Consider the following 21,260-nt stretch of genomic DNA (forward strand, 5'->3'; position numbering starts at 1 on the left):
GCTCAGCTGGGTCGGGCTTACTTGGAGCCCGGAACCGTGCCTTCCACGCCCTTGACGAAGAAGTTGATGCTGGTGAGGAACGAGTCGTCCGCGACCTTGCCGGCCTCGACCACGGGCTTGTCATCCTGACCGGCAATCGGGCCCTGCCAGATATGGAAGCTGCCGTCCTTGAGGCCCTTCTTCACCTCCTCGATGCGCGCCTTGGCGTTTTCGGGCACATCGTCGGCCAGCGAGACCAGGTCGATCGCGCCCTCCTTCACACCCCACCAGGTCTGGCGGCTGCTCCACTTGCCTTCCATGACTTCACGCGTGGTCTGTATGTAGTACGGACCCCAGTTGATCACGGCCGATGCCAGGTGGGCCTTGGGCCCATAGGCCTTCATGTCCGAGTCCCAGCCGAAGGCGCGCTTGCCCTTTTCCTCGGCAGTCTTGATCACCGCCGCCGAGTCGGTGTTCTGGAACAGGATGTCGGCGCCGCCATTGATCAGCGAGGTCGCAGCCTCGGTCTCCTTGGGAGGCGCAAACCATTCATTGACCCAAACCACGCGGGTCTTGATGTTCGGGTTCATGGACTGGGCGCCCAGCGTGAAGCTGTTGATGTTGCGCAGCACCTCGGGGATAGGCACCGACCCCACCACGCCCAGCACATTGCTTTGCGTCATCGCACCGGCCACGATGCCGGCCAGATACGCGCCCTCGTAGGTGCGGCTGTCGTAGGTGCTCACATTGGCTGCGGTCTTGTAGCCAGTGGCATGCTCGAACTTCACATCGGGGAAGTCCGGCGCAATCTTCTGGATGGGCTCCATGTAGCCAAAGGTCGTGCCAAAGATCAGTTGGTTGCCGTCGGCCGCCATGCCGCGCAGCACACGCTCGGCATCCGCACCCTCGGACACGCTCTCGACGAACGTGGTCTTGATCTTGTCGCCGAACTCGGCCTCCAGCGCCTTGCGGCCCTGGTCGTGGGCAAACGAGTAGCCGCCGTCGCCCACGGGGCCCACATAGGAAAAGCCGATCTTCAAGGGCTCGGCGGCAGCAGCGGCCGGAGCCTCGGGAGCGGCCACAGGCGCTGCAGGCTCGTCCTTTTTCCCGCAGCCCACCAGGGCTGCGGCGGCCACGGCGCTCAGGGCCGCAGCCTTGAGCATGGAGCGTTTTTGAAGATCGGTCATCATGATTCCTTGGATGGATGGGTCGAAAAGATGGCCGCCATGGCCGGGCACAAAGGCCCGCCAATCTAGACACAAAGCACTGGCCCTCGCCATTGCTTTTGGTATTGTCGCGGCCCGGGTCGTGTGGATTACTGGGCGCCGGGCACCTTGCCCTCGACGCCGTTCACGTAGAAGTTGATGCCCGTGAGAAAGGCATCATCGGCGACCTGGCCTGCTCCCAGCACCTCCTTGCCGCTGTTGTCCTTGATGGGGCCGGTCCAGACCGCAAAGCTGCCGTCCTTGAGACCATCGCGCGCCTTGCCCACCTTGTCGAGGATGTCCTGGGGCACATCGTCGGCGATCTTCACGAGGTCCATGGCCCCCTCCTTCACGCCCCACCAGAACGAGCCCGCAGGCCACTGGCCGTCCAGGGTGTCCTGCACCACCTTGCTGTAATAGGGCGTCCAGTCGATCACGGCCGAGCCCAGATGGGCCTTGGGCGCAAACGCGCTCATGTCGCCATCCTTGCCGAAGGCGCGCGCACCGCGCTCCTCGGCCGTCTTGAGCACGGCCGGCGAATTGGTGTTCTGGTAGAGCACGTCCACGCCGCCATTGATCAGCGTGGCTGCAGCCTCGGACTCCTTGGGCGGGGCAAACCATTCGTTGACCCAGACCACCTTGGCCTTGATCGCGGGGTCCACACTTTGCGCGCCCAGCACAAAGCTGTTGATATTGCGCACCACTTCGGGGATGGGCACCGAGGCCACCACGCCCACGGTCTTGGTCTTGCTCATGCCGCCGGCCACGATGCCGGCCAGATACGCGCCCTCAAAGGTCTTGGCATCGTAGATGGCCACGTTGTCGGCCTGCTTGTAGCCCGTCGCATGCTCGAAGCGGACCTGGGGCATGTCGGCCGCGACCTTTTGCACGAACTCCTGATAGCCGAAGCTGGTCGCGAAGATCAGCCCATTGCCCTGGCCCACCATGTCGCGCATCACACGCTCGGAGTCCGCACTCTCGGGCACGGACTCGACCATCGCGGTCTCGATCCTGTCGCCGAACTTCTCCTGGATCGCCTTGCGTGCCAGCTCATGCTGGAAGGTCCAGCCGCCATCACCCACCGGGCTCACGTACATGAAGCCGATCTTGAGCTTTTCGGCCGCTGCTGCAGGCGCGGGCGCCTCGGCCGCAGGTGCTGCGGGCGCATCGTCCTTCTTGCCGCAGGCCGTGAGCGCGGCCAGGGAAACAGCCGACAGGCCGATCATCTTGATCAGGGCACGCTTTGTCGTCATCTCAAATCCTCTTTTGGTTGTTTCAAGTCAATCAATTGTTTTGGCGTCGCAAGACTTGTGCCTGAAATCAGGCCCGGTGTCATGGCGGACAGCCCCGCAGCGAGGCTGTCGTCCCGCTCCGGGGGGATGGCGCGCGCAGCGACTCAGAGGGCATGCCTCATCCAGGATAGAACGGCTTGCCCAGCGAAGCCGGCATGTTCGCGCGAATCCAGGCCGGATTGCGCGAAATCAGCACCAGCACCACGATGGTCGCCAGATAAGGCAGCATGGACAGCAACTGGCTCGCCACCTGCACTCCCGTGGCCTGCAGATGGAACTGCAGCATGGTCACGCCGCCGAACAGATAGGCCCCGAGCAGCACGCGCGCAGGCCTCCAGGTCGCAAACGTGGTCAGGGCCAGCGCAATCCAGCCCCGGCCCGAGACCATGCCCTCGACCCACATGGGCGTGTAGACCGTGGAGATATAGGCGCCGGCCAGCCCGCACAGTGCCCCGCCGAACATCACGGCCGCCAGGCGTATGCCGCGCACGGGATAGCCGAGTGCATGGGCCGACTGGGGCGACTCGCCCACGGCGCGCAGCACCAGCCCCGCACGCGTGCGGTACAGGAACCAGACCATGACCGCAGCCAGGACCACAGCCCCATAGACCAGCGGATGCAGGCGAAACAGGGCATCGCCGACCACGGGCAGATCGGCCAAAAAGGGAACCGCGAACTTCGGGCGCTCGGGCATCTGCGCCTGCACATAGCCCAGGCCCACGAAGGCCGAAAAGCCTGCACCGAACAGCGTCAGCGCCAGCCCCGTTGCATACTGGTTGGTGTTGAGCCAGATCACCAGCCAGCCAAACAGGGCTGCCAGCAAGGCGCCTGCTGCCATGCCGGCCACAAAGCCCAGGGCCGTGCTGCCCGTGTGGACCACGGTCGCAAAGCCTGCAATGGCCGCGCACAGCATCATGCCCTCGGCGCCCAGGTTGACGATGCCGGCCTTTTCGTTGATCAAAAGGCCCAGGGCCGCCAGCGCCAGCACCGTGCCTGCGCTCAGCGTGGAGCCCAAAAGCAGAGCATAGGTTTCCATCACAGGCCTTTCCTGGCGGCAGCAGCCGGGGTCTTGCGTGTCACCCAGCGCAGGCGGTAAGCCACGAGGGTGTCGCAGGCCAGCAGGGAGAACAGCAGCAGGCCCTGGAACACGCCGGTCAGCGCCTTGGGCAGGCCCAGGCGCGACTGGGCCAGTTCCCCCCCGATATAGAACATGCTCATGAGAATCGCGGAAAAAATCATGCCCACGGGATGCAGGCGGCCCACAAAGGCCACGATGATGGCTGCAAAGCCATAGCCAGCAGGCACGTGGGGCGTGAGCTGGCCCAGGGGACCGGCCACTTCGAGTGCGCCCGCAAGACCGGCTGCAGCGCCCGAGATCAGCAAGGCCGTCCACAGCGCGCTGCGCGAAGAAAAGCCCGCATAGCGGGCCGCTGCCGGCGCGAGACCGCCGACCTGCAGCGCAAATCCCGCTCGCGTGCGGAATAGAAACACCCACAGCAAAGCCGCCGAGCCCAGGGCCAGCAACAGGCCGATGTTGACGCGCATGCCCTGGACCAGCCGGGGAATCTGCGTGACGCGCTCAAAGGTCTTGGTCTGGGGGAAGTTGTAGCCCATGGGATCCTTCCAGGGCCCATAGACCAGAAAGCTCAGAAAGAAGGTGGCCACATAGACCAGCATCAGACTGACCAGAATCTCATTCGCATTGAAGCGGTCGCGCAGCAAGGCCACGAGCCCTGCCCAGACCATGCCGCCCAGCATGCCTGCCAGCAAGATGGCCGGCACGATCCAGGGCCCGGTATTCTTGTCGGCCAGTAAGGCCATGCCGCCCGCAGCCACGGCACCGATGACGAACTGGCCTTCGGCGCCGATGTTCCAGACATTGGAGCGAAAGCACACGGCCAGGCCCAGCGCGATGAGCAGCAGCGGCGTGGCCTTGACGGCGAGCTCGCCCAGGGCATAGCCGGATTTGATGGGCTCCCAGAAGAAGGCCTGCAGACCGCTCATGGGATCCTTGCCCAGCAGTGCGAACAGCCCCACGCCGACGAGCACGGTCACGATCAGGGCCAGCAGCGGCGAGCCATAGGTCCAGAGCCTGGAGGCCTGGGGGCGTTGCTCAAGCTTGAACATGCGTGCCTCCCGTATCCCACAGGCCGCTCATCCATTCGCCAATCTGCTGCACGCTGGCCTGCTCGCGCGCCACCGAAGGCGACAGCCGGCCCTTGGCCACCACATGCAGGCGGTCACTGATTTCAAACAATTCGTCCAACTCCTCGCTGAGCACGAGCACGGCACAGCCTTCGTCGCTCAGCTGCAATATCGCATCCCGGATCTGCGCAGCCGCACCCACATCCACGCCCCAGGTGGGCTGGGAGATGATGAGCAGACTGGGCCTGGCATCGATCTCGCGGCCGACAATGAATTTCTGCAGGTTGCCGCCCGACAGCGACTGGGCCGGCGCATGCGGCCCGCCGGCCTTGACGTTAAAGCGCTCGATGATGCCCTGGGCCTGCTCCTGAAGGCGCCCCATGCGGATCCAGCCCCAGGGCCCCAGGGCCGTCTTGCGCGTGAGCAGCAGGTTGTGGGCCAGCCCCATGCTGGGCACGGCGCCCCGGCCCAGTCGTTCCTCGGGTACGAAGTGCAGGCCCAGGGCGCGGCGCCGGGCCGGGCCCATGCGGCCTACGTTCTGCCCCTGCATCTGGATCATCGAGGGAGCGGCTCGCGTGTCCTCGCCCGAAAGCGCGTACAGCAGCTCCTTTTGGCCATTGCCCGAAACCCCGGCAATGCCCACGACCTCGCCCGCGCGTACCTCAAAGCTCATGGACTGCAGGTCCACGCCAAAGGGATCGCTGCTTCGCAGGCCCAGCCCCTCGACCTTGAGCACGCTCTGCCCAGCCCGGGTCTTGCGGGCGCCGAGCTGCGGCGGCTCCGCGCCAATCATCATGCGCGACAGCGAGGCATTGCTCTCCTCGCCCGGATTGCAGACGCCCGTGACCTCGCCCGCGCGCAACACCGTGCAGGCCGTGCACAGCGAGCGTATTTCGTGCAGCTTGTGGCTGATGTAGAGGATGGAGCAGCCCTCGGAAGCCAGGCGGCGCAACACCACGAACAGCTTTTCCACGGCCTGGGGAGTGAGCACCGAGGTAGGTTCGTCCAGAATCAGCACGCGCGGATGGGTGAGCAGGGCGCGGATGATTTCCACGCGCTGCATCTCGCCCACGCTCAGCGTATGTACGGGTCGATGGGGATCGACTTCCAGTCCATAGTCGCTGGCCGTGGTCTGGATGCGCTCCACGACCTCGGACAGTGGCAGGCTTTTGTCCAGGCCCAGCCAGACGTTCTCGGCCACGGACAGCGTATCGAACAGACTGAAATGCTGGAACACCATGGCAATCCCCAGCTGGCGCGCCTCCTGGGGGTTGCGGATCTGCACCGGCTTGCCGTCGATATGAATACGGCCTTCATCGGGCTTGACGGCGCCGTAGATGATTTTCATCAGCGTGGACTTGCCGGCCCCGTTCTCGCCCAAGATGGCGTGCACGGAGCCAGCGCCCACCGACAGAGAGACGCCATTGTTGGCGATCACGGCCGGATAACGCTTGGAAATGCCTTCCAGCCGCAGCCTGGGTGCAGGCAAATGCGGCGCAGAAGCAGGTTCTGAGGGATTCATCGCTGAATTGTCTTTCAATTTTCGCAGCCCACTGCTGCCAACCACTTACCTCAGGCTCGGACCCGGCTGTTTCACATGCTCTTGCATCTGCTGCAAAGCGCTCTCGGCCACTGGCCGGCGCCCGGATTGGCCGCAACAAAGCCCGAGGCAAGGTGCGCAGCACCCCAGACCTGCCTTCGTCAGGACGGAGAGAGACGACCAACAGGCGAAGGCGCAAAAAGCCACATGAAAAAGGCAGAGATTGTAAGAGCGTCTTTCATCGCCCCGCCCAGCCGCACCGGATGCCCCCTGCTGCGCGAGCGGCTGGCGCCAGCGTGCCAGCCGCATTGCGACGCCGAGAGATCTCAATCAGGAATGCAAGGAGTGCAGCTCTACGCAGCCACGGCCCCTGCGCTTGGCCGTATAGCAGGCCATGTCGGCGGCCCGCAGCGCACTCGCCGCCGTATGCAGGCTTGCATCGAGCACGACCATGCCTATGCTCACGCCCATGAGATAAGGCTGGCCTTCGTGCAGCCCCCGCCAGTTCTGCACAGCCATGCACAGGCTCTGGGCCAGTCCCATGCCCTGTTCACCCGACACATCGGCCAGCAGTACGGCGAATTCGTCCCCTCCGAGGCGCGCCACCCAGCCGTGAGGACGCACGACGCTGTCTATGGTTGTGGCCATATGGCACAGCATCAGGTCCCCGGCCTCATGACCATCCTTCTGGTTCACATGGGCAAAGTGATCCAGATCCAGATATAGCAAAATACCCGGACTCTGCATGCTCACCCCGTCCCCCCGAGCCTGGGCCTGGGCCTGGGCATCGGCGAACGCGCACTCCTGCAGCCAGTCATGCAGATGCAGCAAGAAGGCTTCGCGATTCGGCAAGCAGGTCAAGGGATCGTGCAAGGCCTTCCAGCCCGGTTGCCCGCGGGCCATGCGCTGTACCGTCACGTCCTCCACCACCCAGACCAGGGAGGAATCTCCCGCCGCAGCGGCCAGCGGTCTGGCGCTGCGCTGCAGGCTTTGCATGCTCCGGCCGTGCATGCGCACCCAGACAGGGCTGCCGTTCTTGCGCAAAAAACGGTGTTCGCTGTCGAAGTGCCCATACATCTTCAAGTCCTTGCTGACCTGCTCCTGCAGGTTGGCATGCATCTCGCCGGACAGGCACAGCAGGCTCAAGTGCTGGCCCAGCAGCTCCTGCGGCTGATAGCCGAGCATGCGCGCGGCCTGCAGCCCGACCTGGTCGAGCCGCCCTTCGCGCGTAACCAGAAGGCCCAGCGGCGCATGATCGACCAGGGCCTGCAGTTGGTCCAGCGAGCGCCTGAGCTCGCCGCCCTGCAGTTCCAGCTTTTGCAGGACCTGCCATAGTACGCCAGCCTCACCCCATGAGGCCGGCCACACAGCACCTTCGGTCTGCACTCTTGCCATGCCTGCCAAGGCATGGGAATCACCCGCGAGCCAAAGCCGCGCCCGCCTGAACAAGGTGCTCCACGGGTGAGTGAGAAACACCAGGGCCAGCACCAGCACCACCGCTGCGACCAGCAAGATCAGCGCAATCTGCCATTGCTCACGCTGGGACAGTCCCGGAACCAGCCGCTCCATGGGCGTGATCTTGACCACCAGCCACTGCGGCAAGGGCATGCCCACCGAAGTCACAAGATAGCCGTCGCGCTGCTCGCTCATGACGCGGGTCTGCATGGCCCTCGTCGCAACACTGCTCGGCCAATCGCCTCCGAGCCCAGGCTCCGACGCCAGACCTGCAAAGCGGGAACCATTTTCCACCGGGGCCAGCACCTGACCATCGCGTGCCAGGACCAGAAAGCGGCTATGGGCGTTCGCTGCCTCCGTGCTTGGAGGCAGCAAGGGCTGGGTCGACATATGGGAGGAGAGCAGCAGCGCTCCGCCAACCTCGCCCCCCTCCAGGCGCAGCGGCATGGCATGCACAATGTCCATCTGCCCCGGCTCGCTGCCCTTGTGGGCCTGGGCCATGAGCATGGGCTTTCCCTCACTCAGACTCTGGCGTGCCAGAGCCAGCATCTCAGGCTGAGCCTGGGTGTACGGCTCCAGCCTGGAGCCCCCCAGTTGAAGCAGGGGCCGGCCCTGCATATCCGCCAGCAGCAACCCATCGAACAGATTCAACAACGAAGCACTGCCACGCTGGGCCAAGAGCCAGGCGGGATCGAGATTGCGGGACAACAGTCCCTGGGCCAGAGTCTGCGCGAGCTTTTGCTGCTGATCCAGGCGCGCGGCCAGCAGGCGCGCCACGAGGTCCACGGCATCGGCCTGAAGGGGAATGGCACGGGCCAGGGTTTGCTGCTGCACCGTGTGCGAAACCCACCAGGAAAGAGCCCCGCCCAGGATCAGCACGGCAGCCGCCACCAGCGCCAGCAGCTTGGCGACTATGGGGCCGAACGGCCAGAGGGCAGACCTCGACCAGCGAGGTCCAGGCGGCTGCGGGAGCAAGGGTTGACGGGCGTCAGTCGACATGGCCCGTTCAATATATGCATACGGATCATGCCGCCAATGGGTCGAACCCGCAGCGAGGTACGGGCCTCGTCACATTGCGCTCTCAGCCTACAGCCAGCACTTCGAGAGCAGCAGGTTTGGGCAGGTCGATGACGCTGCCCCTGCCGGCGATCAGGCCGTGATCGCGCAACTGGCGCAGCACACGCGAAAAGGTCTCGGGCGCAATGCCCAGCTGAGCTGCTATCAAACGCTTGCGCAGATGGAGAATGACTCTGAGTCCGCCCTGCTCGCTGGGCTTTGCGTGGTGCAAAAGCCACTGGGCGCACCGCGCTTCGGCGTCCTTGGACAGGCGACTGACCGTAAGCTCGATCTGTGTGCAATACACCTTGGACACATCCTGCAGCAAGGCTTGGGCCTGATGCGGCAGCTCGGATACGGCACAAGCGAGCTCCGACTGGGATTGCTGTAGAACGCGCACTTCAGTGTCAGCCAGCATGTCAAGACAGCAACTGCGTCCCTGCAACGCAAAAGCAGCATCCAGCCAGGCCGGCCCTTCCACCACGCCCAGTTGGTGGCGCAGTTGCCCATCCTGACCGACACCGAGCAGCACGCGACCGCGCTCCAGGTACATTGCGGTCTCAGCGACCTGGCGACGCTGTCTCAACCAGGTGCCTGCAGCAAACACCTGGGATGTTCCAGTCTTGGAAGCAAAAGGCTTCAAGGAGGGCAAGGCAAACATGAGGCTTACTTTGCCGGCTGTTACGACCTCCGACCTTGAGGAATATCAAAAACCCGTGTCACATTGACTTTCTCAATCACCTCCCGGCCTCTGGCAAGAGCACGTACGCCCTATGGTCCCACCCGGGCACCGCTTTCAAACCATTGCCTGATCATCTGGCGCTCCTCCTGGCTCAGAGCATCGGGATTGCCAAACGGCATTTTTCTGAGCTGTACCACCTGCTGGTAGATCTGGACAGCGTGGGCCTTGACCTCCTGTGGCGAATCCAGGCGCACGTTTTTCTGCTGTACGGCCGCACCATGGCAAACCACGCAATGCTGCGCAAAAAGGCCAGCCAGCTGCGCATAGCCTGTAGGCCCGACGGCGGCCGTCTCCACCGGGGCAGGACGTGCCGAGCTCTCGACAGGCATGGGTCTGAGCCAGGCAATCGTGCCCAGCAGCACCAGCACCCCGGCCAGGGCATAAGGCCATGGATGGGAGTTGCGCCCCAGCAGATAGCCATGGCGCATCACAAAGAACTGGCGTATGGCCGCACCGGCAAACATCATGAGAATCAGCACCAGCCAATTGAGCTCGTGGCTGTAGAGCCAGCCATAGTGATTGGAAAGCATCGCGAACAGCACGGGCAGGGTGAAGTACGTGTTGTGCACGCTGCGCTGCTTGCCGCGCTTGCCATGTATAGGATCCACAGTCCGCCCGGCCTTGAGGTCCGCTACCACGGTGCGCTGACCGGGAATGATCCAGAAGAACACGTTGGCGCTCATGGACGTGGCCAGCATGGCCCCCATGAGCAGGAATGCAGCCTGACCCGGAAAGAGATGGCAGGCCAGGTAGGTGGCAACACAGACCAGGGCCAGCACCAGGGCAGCAACAATGGGCTCGCCCTTTTCACGCTGACCAAAGATACGGCAAATGCCGTCATACAGCAGCCAGAACAGCAGCAAAAAAGCCAGCGCCGCCGCAATTGCCAGATTCGACGACATCAGCGGGTTGGCCGGATTCACCAGATAGACATCGGCATTCCACAGATAGGACACCGTGAGCAGCGCAAAACCCGAAAGCCAAGTGCTGTAGCTCTCCCAGAAGAACCAGTGCAAATGCGTTGGCAGCCTGGGTGGCGCCACATTGAACTTCACGGGATGGTAGAAGCCTCCGCCGTGCACGGCCCAGAGCTCGCCATTGACACCCTGCTTTCTCAAGTCCTCGTTCACCGGCGGTGTGAGACTGCTGTCGAGAAACACGAAGTAAAACGAGGAGCCCACCCAGGCAATGGCAGTGATTACATGCAACCAGCGCAGCAGCAGGCTGGCCCAGTCCAGTAGATAGCTTTCCATGGTGCTCCGCCCTGGGGGTCTTCAGGACCGCCTTCTACAAACTGCTCACCACGGCGGGCACTCTGAGCAGAAACCATGGCCACGCTTTCCGACCTGATGAGCCGGGGCACCGCTGCGACCTGTCTGTAAGCACAAAGTGTATGCAAAACTGCCTGCATCGAGCGTTGGCGAGCTCATTTTCCGGCCTAGAACTTTCCCTGATTCGCTCAAAAAGTCCGCCGTTGCAACAACTGAACCGCCGCGGCCACGGCGATGACTTCGGGCCCCTTGCCTGCAATGCCGGGCAGACCTACCGGACATGTCACCCGGGCGAGCTCCTGCTCGGCAAACCCGCGCTGCACAAGACGCCGCTGAAACACCTTCCACTTGCTGGCACTGCCTATGAGACCGATAAAGGGCAGATCCGCATGTAGGCGCTGGCGCTTCAGACACTGGATCAGGATTTCCAGTTCCTCGGCGTGACTGAAGCTCATGATCAAAACTTGGGAGCCTGCCGGCAGATCAGCCACCGCAGACTGCACTGGGTCCGAGTATTCACACCGCACCAGTAGGTCAGACCGCTGCCCTTCTTCGAACACGCTTTCACGGCTGTCTATCCAGAGCAGCCGATAAGAAAGGCTTGAGAGCACGCGCACCAAGGCCCTTCCCTCATGACCCGCCCGAAGACCGCCACCCAGCTTTCGGGCGACAGAAGACACTGCGCCAGCAAGCCCAGACGTCCTTGCAGCAAGCAGTCAAAACCAAGCACGGCCTCACCGCCGCAATACTGGCCAAGACCAGGCCCCGGGCTCTCGCGACCCTGAGCCTCGAACCAACAGCACCTGGACCCAGCACATGGATGCCTGGGCCAGCTCCTGGCGGATTCTTTGAAGCGTCTCACGCCACATGAGGCCCTTTTTCATCACGCGCCAGACGCGGGCCACGGTGCTTTGGAGCGGGCTGCGTCTTTGCGTTCAAGTCAGCTCGAATGGTCTTGGATTTCAGGATACGCTCTCGCCCATGATGGACCCACGCAATCCCTGCAACCATAACGCTCCTCGCCCAAACCGCAAGCCATGGCTTTGGACTTGCCTGGCCTTGGGCATGGCGTCGCTGATCAGCGCCTGCACCACCCCCTCAGGGCTTCCGGGCCGTGGAACAGGCACGTCCCCCTCTTCGGTGCCCGGCGCGGACAAAGGCTACCGCCTCGAAGCCGCACGTCACCTGTATGCGCGCAACGCATCGCGCATCTACCCCGGCAAGCTGCCCCCCATGCTCTACGCCATAGGTGTGCTGCAGGTCGACATAGACCGCAACGGCCGTGTCCAGCGCCTGCACTGGATACGTGCGCCGCGCCATGCGCCCGAGGTTGTGGCCGAAATCGAGCGTACGGTCCGCTCGGCCGCCCCCTACCCTGTTCCCCATGGGCTGGCCAGGGTCAGCTATACCGATACCTGGCTTTGGGACGAGTCGGGACGCTTTCAACTCGATACCCTGAGCGAGGGGCAGAACTAGCCTCGCCTGAGCCGTTTCGCTGTTTCAGCGCTTTGAACGCACAGCGCCATGGATGGGCAGCGAGGCCGCATCCATGAAAAAACCGGCCTCGTGGCCGGTTCCTCTGACGTAAAAACGCTCTGCGCTCAATCCACGATCTTGGTGATCTTGGAGCCCTGCAGCGAAACGCCGGCCTCCAGGCCCACATTGCTCAGCACATAGCTGGTCACCGGCCCCTGGGCGGTGGTGGTGTCCACGCTGCCATTGGCCCCCACCTTGCCCACGGTCACGTTGGCATCTGCCCCAACGGACCAGCCATTGCTGGCCTTGAACTTGTCGAGTGCCTCCTGGGTGTTGAATACATAGATCACGGCCTTGGACTGGCCGCCGGCCTGCCAGCCTATGGAAGCCCCGGTGGTGCTGTAGTAGCCATGGTTCTTGCCAGCCACACGCAGCACGCCCGTACCGTGCTCCACGCCCAGCACAAAGCTGCCACCGATCACCGAGGGGAAGACCAGCACGCCCTTGGCGCGCGCCACCATGTCCTTGGAGCCCGGCGCCGTCTGGTACAGGCGCTCCAGCGCCGTTGTGGCGCGTGCATCGACCGTTGTCCTGTCCGATTTGGGGGCGGAGGTGGTGCTGGGCTTGGTGGTCGTGCATCCCACCATGGCCAGGCTGCCAGCGGCGAGGGTTGCCGCCACGATCACGGTACGAATAGGAGTTGTGCGCATGAAAACCTACCTTTCTATCGTTCTTGGGAAAGCCCCTTGTTTGACTCTTTTGACGTCACTTCCAGTCATCGGCGTCTTGCCTGCTGATAGGGCCTGCGGTTGCACAGGCCATTGAGCGACATGTATTCATGCTAGATCGTTTCCCATGGTTGAACACGCATATCGCGCAACTCGGGAAGCAGGCCTACAAGAGCAGGCGCCAAACTCTGGAAATCTTGCCCTACCCAAGGCTCTTGCACAGGCACTTGGAGCAGCGTACCAGCCCCCCGCTGCAAAGCATGTGACCAAGATCAAGCGCCTTGCCACAGGTAGCTGCGAGCATTCAGCGAGACAATGCATGCTCAAGGTTTTCGCCGCACCCAAAAATCAGGCACAGGCCACTTGCCGCATCGACACAGAGACAGCCCATGAAAATCTGGAGCCACTTTCATCACCCCAAGGCCGCACTCGCACTGTTGCGCGCCACTCTGGCCATACTGCTGCTCTTTCATGGCTGGGCCAAGATCCGCCATGGCATCGGCGGCATAGAGAGCATGGTCTCCGCCACGGGCCTGCCCGGCTGGCTGGCCTACGGGGTTTACATCGGCGAAGTCGTCGCTCCCCTGCTGCTGCTCGTCGGCCTCTGGGTCGTCCCTGCAGCCCTGGTCGTGGCCGGCAACATGCTGGTGGCCTTCGTGCTCGTGCACACCAGCCAGGTCCTCCAGCTCAACAGCTCCGGCGGCTGGATGCTGGAGCTGCAGGCCTTCTTCTTTGTCTGCGCCCTGGTCGTGGCCATGAGCCACTCCCCGGGGAAGTAGCAAGCTGCAGCGGGCCTGTTGCGGTGCCTGGCCTGCAGGCATGCACTCCTGGCTCAAGAGCCTCGGTAAGTCGAATAGCTCCAGGGGCTGACCAGCAGTGGCACATGGTAGTGCCGCCCTTCGTGGGCCACTCCGAAATCCAGGTGCACCCAGTTGAGAAAACGCGGCTGCGGCAGATCCACGCCACGGGCATCGAAGTAGCCCGCGACATCGAAGCTCAGACGATAAGTGCCCGACTTCAGGGTCTGGCTGTCCAGCAGCGGCTCATCGGCCCGGCCATCGTGGTTGAGCAGCAAGCGCCTGATGAGCCTGGCCTGCTCACCCTCGGTCGCATACAAGGCTACGGCCATACGGGCGGCCGGGCATCCGTGCATGGTGTCCAAAACGTGGGTACTCAAGCCCATGAGCTTCTCTCCTGTACGGCGGCGGCAAGACTGCCGGCGGGATTGACAATCGCCCTGCAACCGGGCCTGTCGTCGAAGCCATCATGCAGGACTCTTGCAGACAAAGTGTATACAGTCCCTGCCCCATGCCTGAGACCGGAGGGCTGAAAATACCCGTTTTCTCTTCTCCAGCTCAGATTCTCCATGGTGTTTTCAGCTTCTAAACTAGGGGCCGAAATTTTTACCAGCCAAGGAGTATCGATGCCGTTTCGCTCAAGCTTGCTGGCCAGCAGCCTGGCCCTGGCCCTTCTCAGCCTCACCGCCTGCGGCCATCCCCCCTCCAACCCGGCCGCTGCCGCACCGGCTGTGGAGCAAAGCAGCGCCGCGCAGGCCGCCAGCGCGGCCTATGACTTCGACATGGACGTGTTCCACCCCGTGGTCGCCGAAAACGGCATGGTCGCCAGCGAGCAGGAGCTGGCCTCGCGCATCGGCCTGGAGATCCTCAAGTCGGGCGGCAATGCCGTGGATGCAGCCGTGGCCATGGGCTTTGCGCTGGCCGTGGCCCTGCCCAATGCGGGCAACATCGGCGGCGGCGGCTTCATGCTGCTGCACGACGCCAGGTCGGGCAAGGATGTGGCGCTGGACTTTCGCGAGGTCGCGCCTTCCCAGGCCTCTCGCGGCATGTACCTGGACGCCCAGGGCAAGCTCATCGACGGCAAGTCGCTGTACACGCATTACGCCGTGGGAGTGCCCGGCACCGTGGCCGGCATGGAGCACGCGCTCAGGAAATGGGGGAGCCTTCCGCTGTCCAGGGTGATCGCGCCGGCCATTGCCCTGGCCGACAAGGGCTATCCGGTCAGCGAGACCCTGGCCAAGACCTTGCAGCAGGAGAAGCAGAGCATGGGCCGCTGGCCTGCCACCCAGGCCATCTTCTGGAAGAATGGCGAGCCACTCAAGCGCGGCGATCTGCTGGTGCAAAAAGACCTGGCCCAGTCCATGCGCCTGATCTCCGAGCAGGGTGCCAAGGCCTTCTACGAAGGAGCCATCGCCCAGAAGATTGCTGCCGAGATGGCCCCCTACAAAGGCGCCATCACGCTGGCCGATTTGAAGAGCTACAAGGTCATAGAACGCCAGCCCGTGCGCGGCAGCTACCGAGGCTATGAGGTCGCGACCATGCCGCCGCCGTCCTCGGGCGGAGCCCATCTGATCCAGATCCTCAACATGATGGAGCGCTGGCCCATGAACCAGTGGGGCGTGAACAGCGCCCAGAGCGTGCACTACATGGCCGAGAGCATGAAGCTCGCCTATGCCGACCGCGCCGAATACCTGGGCGACCCGGATTTCGTGCAGGTTCCGCTCAAGGGCCTGGTCTCCAAACCCTATGCCGACCAGCTCGCGGCCGGCATAGACGGCAACAAGGCGCGTGCGGCCCAGAGCATCAAGCCCGGCAAGCCGCAAGCCTACGAGAGCGACCAGACCACGCACTACTCCGTGGTGGACAAGGCCGGCAACGCCGTGGCCGTGACCTATACGCTGAACACCAACTTCGGCACCGGCATCGTCGCCAAGGGCACGGGCATTGTGCTGAACAACGAGATGGATGACTTTTCGGCCAAGCCCGGCGTGGCCAATGCCTACGGTCTCGTGGGCGGCGAGGCGAATGCCGTGGCTGCGGGCAAGCGCCCGCTGTCCTCCATGACCCCGACCCTGGTGCTCAAGGACGGCAAGCCCGTGCTGGTCACCGGCAGCCCCGGCGGCGCGCGCATCATCACCACCGTGCTGCAGACCGTGAGCAATGTGATCGACTTCGGCATGAACCCTGCCGAGGCTGCGGCCACGCCGCGCTTTCACCACCAGTGGACGCCCGACGAGCTGCGCCTGGAAAAGGGCTTCAGCCAGGACACCATCAACCTGCTCAAGGCGCGCGGCCACCACGTTGCCGTCAAGCCGGCCATGGGCCGCACCCAGACCATTGAGATCCGCGACGGCAAGCTGTATGGCGCATCCGATCCGCGCAACCCCGACGGACAGACGCTCGGGTACTGACCGGCCCGCGCAAAAGCCTGCCCATGCAAAAGCCGTGGCCCTGGCCACGGCTTTTTTTCGCGCTCATGGCTGCCGCACATCCGGCCCCATGCCGCCGCTGGCGCCAGACTATGCGATCACGGCTCCGCCATCGGCAACCAGCGTCTGGCCCGTGACGAAGGCTCCCGCACGCGAGGCCAGAAAAGCCACCACGCCCGCGATATCGTCAGGCTGGCCCAGGCGGCGCAGCGGCAACTTGCCCTGCGTAAAGGCCTGCATCTTGGGATCGTCGACCAAGGCCTGAGCCATCCGGGTCTCGATCAGGCCCGGCGCAATGCAGTTCACGCGGATGTTGTGCGGGCCCAGCTCCACGGCCAGATCCCGCGCCAGCTGCATGTCGGCTGCCTTGGAGACCCCGTAGGCGCCTATGGTGGACGAGCCCTTGAGCCCGGCGATCGAGGAGATGATGATGATGCTGCCATCGCGGCGCTCGCGCATCTGCGGTGCCACCTGCTTGATCAGCCACAGATTGCTGAGCACGTTGTTGCGCAGTATCTTGAGGAAGATCTCGTCGTCCATCTGCTCCATCGGCCCGTAATACGGGTTGGTGGCTGCATTGCAGACCAGAATGTCGATGCGCCCCAGTTTCTCGTTCACCTGCCTCATGAGGTGCGCGAGCTGCTCCTGGCTGGAGATATTCGCCTCGCAGGCCATGGCCTGCCCGCCTGCGGCGCGTATGACCGCCGCCACTTCCTCGCAAGCGCCGAGGTGCCGGCTCGATACGCATACCGAGGCGCCGCGCGCAGCAAGCTGCAAGGCGCTGGCCCGCCCTATGCCCCGGCTGGCACCGGTGATGACGGCAACCTTGCCGCCGAGGTCGAAGAGATCTGATGCGATGGAGTTCATGCGTTCTGCCCTGGGTGAGTGAATTCCTGTGTTGCACATCCGGCAAGCGCCAGCAGACCGGCAGGAGCCATGGCGGCCCGAAGCAGATGCTCGACTTCGGGAAACAGATGGGCGAAATAGAAATGCGCGCACGAGACCTTGCCCGCATGAAAGACCGAGCTGCCGGCCGCCGCCTCGCTCACGCGGGCCATGTCTATCCAGATCCAGCCATAGACCAGATGGCCGAGCAGCCGCAGATAGCTGCTCGCGCTGGCACCGAGCTGGTCCGGGTCTTGCACCACCCTCGCGGCCAGGTCTTCGGTCAGGGCGTTGAGCCGCTCGCACAAATCATCCACGGCCCGCACATGCGCCTGCAGTGCCGAATCCGCCGGCACACGCGACAGCGCGCTGCGCACCATGTCCACGAAGGAGCGCAGCGCCTGCCCGCCATCGCCAAGCACCTTGCGCCCCAGCAGATCCTGGCCCTGTATGCCGTTGGCGCCCTCATAGATCTGGCCCACGCGCACATCGCGGATGAACTGGGAGGCACCGCTTGCATTCAGATATCCCCAGCCGCCCAGCACCTGCTGGGCCAACGTGGCGCATGCATAACCGTTGTCCGTGGCAAAGGCCTTGAGCACGGGCGTGAGCAGGGCCACTTGCGCTGCGGCCTCATCGCGCAATTGCGCATCGGGATGACAAAGGGACTGGTCCACGCGCAGCGCCACCCAATAGCCAAAGGCGCGGCCGGCCTCCAGCCAGGCCCGCTGGGTCAGCAGCATGCGCCGCACATCGGCATGCACCACCAGGGGATCCGCAGCGGCCTGCGGATTCGCCGGCCCACGTGCACTGCGTCCCTGCAGACGCTGCTGCGCATAGGCCGATGACAGCTGATAGGCACGCTCGGCCTGGTTCACGCCCTGCATGCCGGTGGCCAGGCGGGCGATGTTCATCATCACGAACATCGCCTGAAGGCCCCGCTGGGGCTGGCCCAGCAACTCGGCCCGGGCCCCGTCGAACTGCATGCGACAGGTGGGCGTGGCGCGAATGCCCATTTTGTCCTCGAGTGCGGTGCAGCGCACGGCATTGCGCACACCGGGCCGGCCCGCATCATCGGGGAGAAACTTGGGCGCGATGAACAGCGAGAGGCCGCGCACGCCCTCGGGCGCACCCTCTATGCGTGCCAGCACCAGATGCAGGATGTTGTCGGACAGGTCGTGCTCGGCATTCGTCGCCATGCGCTTGTGGCCCCACAGGCGATAGCTGCCATCGGGCTGCGGCACGGCGCGCGTCTGCAGCAGGCCCACATCGGTGCCGGCCTGGTCTTCGGTAATGCACATGCTGCTGGTCCAGTGGCCACTGGTCAGCGGGGGCAGGTACCTGGCCTTCTGGGCAGTGGTTCCATTGGCCTCGATGCAGGCATAGCCGCCGCGCGACATGCTGGTGTACATCAGCCATGCGTGGTTGGCCGAGCCCATGAGCTCGGTCACCAGATGGGTGAGCACGGTGGGCAAGGCCTGGCCACCATACTCTTTCGCCGCACCCAGGCCCGGCCAGCCGCGCCGGCAGAAGTCGCGATAGGCCTGTGCGAACCCTGCTGGCGCATGCACCAGCCCGTCCTCGTAGCGGCAGCCCTGCTGATCGCCGCTGAGGTTCAGCGCGGCGAGCTCATCCTGCGCGAACCGCGCCAGCTGTACCAGCAGGCTGTCCATGTCTTGTGCGCCGATGTGGGCATGGGGCGGCAGGGCGCGCAGGCCGGCTTCGACACCCAGCCATTCGTGAAGCACGAACATCAGCTCGTGGATGGGCGCCGCATACGCAGGCGCAGCGTGGTCTTTGTCTTGTGGCATGGCTGTATGGATCCGGAAAATTCGCTCCGCCTCGGGGTTCCTGCCCAAGGCCTTGGCAAGGCTTCAGTCTAGGAATCTTCGGCCCGCCGCATGTTCATGTTTCCAGCCAGCCCTGCAAAGTGCGGACAGCGGGGCTGTGCACTCACCTCCATGAAGAGAGCCCCGCCCCGGCCTGCGGCTGTTCAGGTTCGGCTGTCCCCCAGAACCTGGAGCCAGGCCCCGGCTCGCCCATCAGCGCTGCGGCAGTCTTCAGCCGCGATATGCCAGATAGCCGCAGACGGCCTGCAGGACTTGCGCCTCGATCTCGCCCGCCCTGGGCTCAACCGCCCATGTGAGCAAGGCGTTGCGCACCAGCCCGTCGGCCATGGTGAAGACCGAAAATGCCGCCATGGCGGGCTGCTGCCCGTCCGGCCAGTCGATGGCTGCGGCCAGGGCCTCATGCGTGATGTCCACATGGTGGCGATAGAGCTGGCGATAGGACTCCAGCGAGGACAGCCGGCGCTCCAGCAGGATCAGGGCCGTCCAGTGCGCAGGCTGGCCCAGCATCAAACCGACATGGGCCGCGACCAGGGCGGTGGCAATCTCCCGCACCGTGCGCGGCCCGTGCGCATCGCGCGCCCTGACAAGCGCGCTGGCCAGCTGGCGCACCCGGCTGCGCACCGTCACGGCGGCAATGGATTCCTTGTTCGGGTAGTAGAGATACAGCGTGCCTATGCCGACCCCGGCCACGCCGGCGATATCACGTATCGATACCGACTCGTAGCCCTTTTCCAGCAGCAGGATCAGAAACGCATCCTGTATCGCCTGGGAGGTGGCCCAGGCACGCGATTGCGAAGGCTTGCGGCGCGGCCGGATCCCGGCTGCGGTCAGGCTCATGGCCGCCGCGCTTTCGAGCCAGCCCGCGCCAGACCGGGCCGCCGCAGGACAGACCTTGCCCGGAAACCGGAATTCTCTTTTTTGTGAGCAGCTAGCGCTTGCCCTATCTCGATTTCATACATATTCAGCCCTGTAATCAAGCCATAGCAAGCGCTACCAGCTACAAAATCAATATCGCCCTGAAGTCGTTCACATTCGTGTGCGTAGGGCCGGTGATCACCAGATCGCCCAGAGCCTCGAAGAAGTCATAGGCGTTGTTGCGATCCAGGTGCTCGGCCACGTCCAGCCCCAGGGCCCGGGCACGGGCTAGCGTGTCGGGCCTGACGCTGGCACCGGCGTTGTCCTCCACGCCGTCCATGCCGTCGGTATCCGCAGCCAGGCCCCAGACACCGGGCTGGCCTTGCAGCGCCTGTGCCAGGCCCAGGCAGAACTCGCCTGCGCGCCCGCCGCGTCCCGCTGGCCTGCCGGGCGCGACGGGCTTGAGGGTCACCGTGGTCTCGCCGCCCGACAGGAGCACGCAAGGCCGGATGAAGCCAAGATCGGCACAGGCCTGCTCGCAGGCCGCGCTGCGCGCCAGGGCCGCATGCATCTTGCCGATCTCGCGCGACTCTCCTTCAATGGCGTCCGAGAGGATATAAGCGGCCAGCCCCGCGCTGCGCGCCGCAGCGGCCGCAGCCTTCAGCGATTGCATGGGCGTGGCGATCAGTTGCAGCTCATGGCCTGCCAGGCGCGCATCGCCGGGCTTGGGCGTCTCCAGCTGCCCGGCCTGCAGCGCCGCGTGCACCTTGTCGGGCAGCGCAATCCCGTAGCGCTGCAGTATGGTCAGCGCCTCCTCGCAGGTGCTGGCATCGGCCACCGTGGGACCGCTGGCGATGATGGAGGGATCGTCTCCGGGCACATCGCTGATCGCCAGCGTGAGCACGCGCGCCGGATGGCAGGCCGCGGCCAGCCTCCCGCCCTTGATGCGTGACAAGTGCTTGCGCACGCAATTCATCTGCGCAATGCTGGCGCCGCTGGCCAGCAGCGCCTGGTTCACGGCCTGCTTATGCTCCAGGCTCATGCCTTCGGCCGGCAGGCTCAAGAGCGCCGAGCCGCCGCCCGAGATCAGGCACAGCACCAAATCGTCTGCACCCAGCCCCTGGGCGAGCTCCAGCATGCGCTGCGCAGCGCCAAGCCCGGCGGCATCGGGCACGGGATGGGCGGCTTCGAGCACGTCGATGTGCTGGCGCACATGCGGTTCGCGTGGCGGCACATGGCCGTAGCGCGTGACCACCAGGCCGGACAAGGGCGCATCCGCAGGCCACAAGGCCTCCAGCGCCTGGGCCATGGAAGCGGCAGCCTTGCCCGCCCCCAGCACCAGCGTGCGCCCCTTCGGGGGCTGGGGCAAATGCCTTGCCAGACCCTGGGCCGGCGAGGCCTGATCCACGGCCACCTGGAACAGATGGCGCAGAAAACCTGCGGGGTCATCGCGCACCGAAGAAGCTTGCCATGCGGGCTGGCGCGTACCCGAAGCGGATTTCTGGACTTGCATGATGCCTGTCATTGTGCCAACGCCCCACGGCGCAGGGCCGCA

18 protein-coding genes are annotated in these 21,260 nt (G+C 64.4%); 3 read left to right on the plus strand and 15 right to left on the minus strand.

Translation table 11 applies throughout. From position 1 onward, the window contains the following. Positions 1–17 precede the first annotated feature (17 nt). The 9 genes from G486_RS0101330 to G486_RS24755 form a co-directional block, all read right to left on the minus strand. Positions 18–1,166, minus strand: a complete 1,149-nt coding sequence (locus G486_RS0101330; protein WP_027013906.1) for a BMP family ABC transporter substrate-binding protein — start codon at positions 1,164–1,166, stop codon at positions 18–20. Between the two features lie 128 nt (positions 1,167–1,294). Next, positions 1,295–2,437 (minus strand): BMP family ABC transporter substrate-binding protein, encoded by a 1,143-nt coding sequence (locus G486_RS0101335; protein WP_027013907.1) that lies wholly within the window; start codon positions 2,435–2,437, stop codon positions 1,295–1,297. A 157-nt stretch (positions 2,438–2,594) separates the two neighbouring features. Beyond that, complete coding sequence (locus G486_RS0101340) at positions 2,595–3,512, minus strand: ABC transporter permease (protein ID WP_027013908.1); 918 nt, start codon at positions 3,510–3,512, stop codon at positions 2,595–2,597. Next, on the minus strand, positions 3,512–4,603 hold the full coding sequence (locus G486_RS0101345; RefSeq protein WP_027013909.1) for an ABC transporter permease: 1,092 nt from the start codon (positions 4,601–4,603) through the stop codon (positions 3,512–3,514). The genes G486_RS0101340 and G486_RS0101345 overlap by 1 nt, the downstream gene beginning before the upstream one ends. Continuing rightward, entirely contained in the window at positions 4,590–6,143 is a 1,554-nt protein-coding gene (locus G486_RS0101350) for an ABC transporter ATP-binding protein (RefSeq protein WP_027013910.1), read from the minus strand. The genes G486_RS0101345 and G486_RS0101350 overlap by 14 nt, the downstream gene beginning before the upstream one ends. Positions 6,144–6,491: 348 nt before the next feature. After that, a complete protein-coding gene (locus G486_RS0101355) occupies positions 6,492–8,615 on the minus strand; it encodes a sensor domain-containing diguanylate cyclase (protein ID WP_027013911.1) in 2,124 nt (707 codons plus the stop codon). An 82-nt stretch (positions 8,616–8,697) separates the two neighbouring features. Continuing rightward, on the minus strand, positions 8,698–9,333 hold the full coding sequence (locus tag G486_RS0101360; RefSeq protein WP_027013912.1) for a Crp/Fnr family transcriptional regulator: 636 nt from the start codon (positions 9,331–9,333) through the stop codon (positions 8,698–8,700). Positions 9,334–9,443: 110 nt separating this feature from the next. Next, on the minus strand, positions 9,444–10,667 hold the full coding sequence (locus G486_RS0101365; RefSeq protein ID WP_027013913.1) for a urate hydroxylase PuuD: 1,224 nt from the start codon (positions 10,665–10,667) through the stop codon (positions 9,444–9,446). Between the two features lie 206 nt (positions 10,668–10,873). Then, positions 10,874–11,302: an XdhC family protein gene (locus tag G486_RS24755; RefSeq protein WP_342667315.1), complete on the minus strand. Its 429-nt coding sequence runs from the start codon at positions 11,300–11,302 to the stop codon at positions 10,874–10,876. Between the two features lie 448 nt (positions 11,303–11,750). On the opposite strand from G486_RS24755, the gene G486_RS0101375 reads away from it, so the two are divergent. Beyond that, entirely contained in the window at positions 11,751–12,161 is a 411-nt protein-coding gene (locus G486_RS0101375; protein WP_342667313.1) for a hypothetical protein, read from the plus strand. A 125-nt stretch (positions 12,162–12,286) separates the two neighbouring features. On the opposite strand, the gene G486_RS0101385 is transcribed toward G486_RS0101375, so the two are convergent. Next, positions 12,287–12,871, minus strand: coding sequence for a BPSL1445 family SYLF domain-containing lipoprotein (locus G486_RS0101385; protein WP_027013915.1), 585 nt, complete (start codon positions 12,869–12,871; stop codon positions 12,287–12,289). Positions 12,872–13,278: 407 nt separating this feature from the next. On the opposite strand from G486_RS0101385, the gene G486_RS0101395 reads away from it, so the two are divergent. Further along, positions 13,279–13,668: a DoxX family protein gene (locus tag G486_RS0101395; RefSeq protein ID WP_027013916.1), complete on the plus strand. Its 390-nt coding sequence runs from the start codon at positions 13,279–13,281 to the stop codon at positions 13,666–13,668. Between the two features lie 53 nt (positions 13,669–13,721). On the opposite strand, the gene uraH is transcribed toward G486_RS0101395, so the two are convergent. Then, on the minus strand, positions 13,722–14,072 hold the full coding sequence (uraH, locus tag G486_RS0101400; protein ID WP_027013917.1) for a hydroxyisourate hydrolase: 351 nt from the start codon (positions 14,070–14,072) through the stop codon (positions 13,722–13,724). Positions 14,073–14,312: 240 nt separating this feature from the next. On the opposite strand from uraH, the gene ggt reads away from it, so the two are divergent. Continuing rightward, positions 14,313–16,097 carry a gamma-glutamyltransferase gene (ggt, locus tag G486_RS0101405; RefSeq protein ID WP_027013918.1) on the plus strand — a complete coding sequence of 595 codons (1,785 nt, stop codon included), beginning with the start codon at positions 14,313–14,315 and terminating at the stop codon, positions 16,095–16,097. A gap of 108 nt (positions 16,098–16,205) precedes the next feature. Here the strand turns inward: ggt and G486_RS0101410 are convergent, their stop codons facing one another. The 4 genes from G486_RS0101410 to G486_RS0101425 form a co-directional block, all read right to left on the minus strand. After that, positions 16,206–16,982 (minus strand): SDR family NAD(P)-dependent oxidoreductase, encoded by a 777-nt coding sequence (locus G486_RS0101410; RefSeq protein ID WP_027013919.1) that lies wholly within the window; start codon positions 16,980–16,982, stop codon positions 16,206–16,208. Next, positions 16,979–18,811 carry an acyl-CoA dehydrogenase gene (locus G486_RS21285; protein ID WP_051302981.1) on the minus strand — a complete coding sequence of 611 codons (1,833 nt, stop codon included), beginning with the start codon at positions 18,809–18,811 and terminating at the stop codon, positions 16,979–16,981. The genes G486_RS0101410 and G486_RS21285 overlap by 4 nt, the downstream gene beginning before the upstream one ends. 249 nt (positions 18,812–19,060) lie before the next feature. Continuing rightward, on the minus strand, positions 19,061–19,687 hold the full coding sequence (locus G486_RS21290; protein ID WP_034386245.1) for a TetR/AcrR family transcriptional regulator: 627 nt from the start codon (positions 19,685–19,687) through the stop codon (positions 19,061–19,063). A gap of 160 nt (positions 19,688–19,847) precedes the next feature. Then, complete coding sequence (locus G486_RS0101425) at positions 19,848–21,218, minus strand: glycerate kinase type-2 family protein (protein ID WP_027013920.1); 1,371 nt, start codon at positions 21,216–21,218, stop codon at positions 19,848–19,850. Between the last annotated feature and the right edge of the window lie 42 nt (positions 21,219–21,260).

Source organism: Comamonas composti DSM 21721, from assembly GCF_000429845.1.
GTDB classification, from domain to species: Bacteria; Pseudomonadota; Gammaproteobacteria; order Burkholderiales; family Burkholderiaceae_C; genus Comamonas; species Comamonas composti.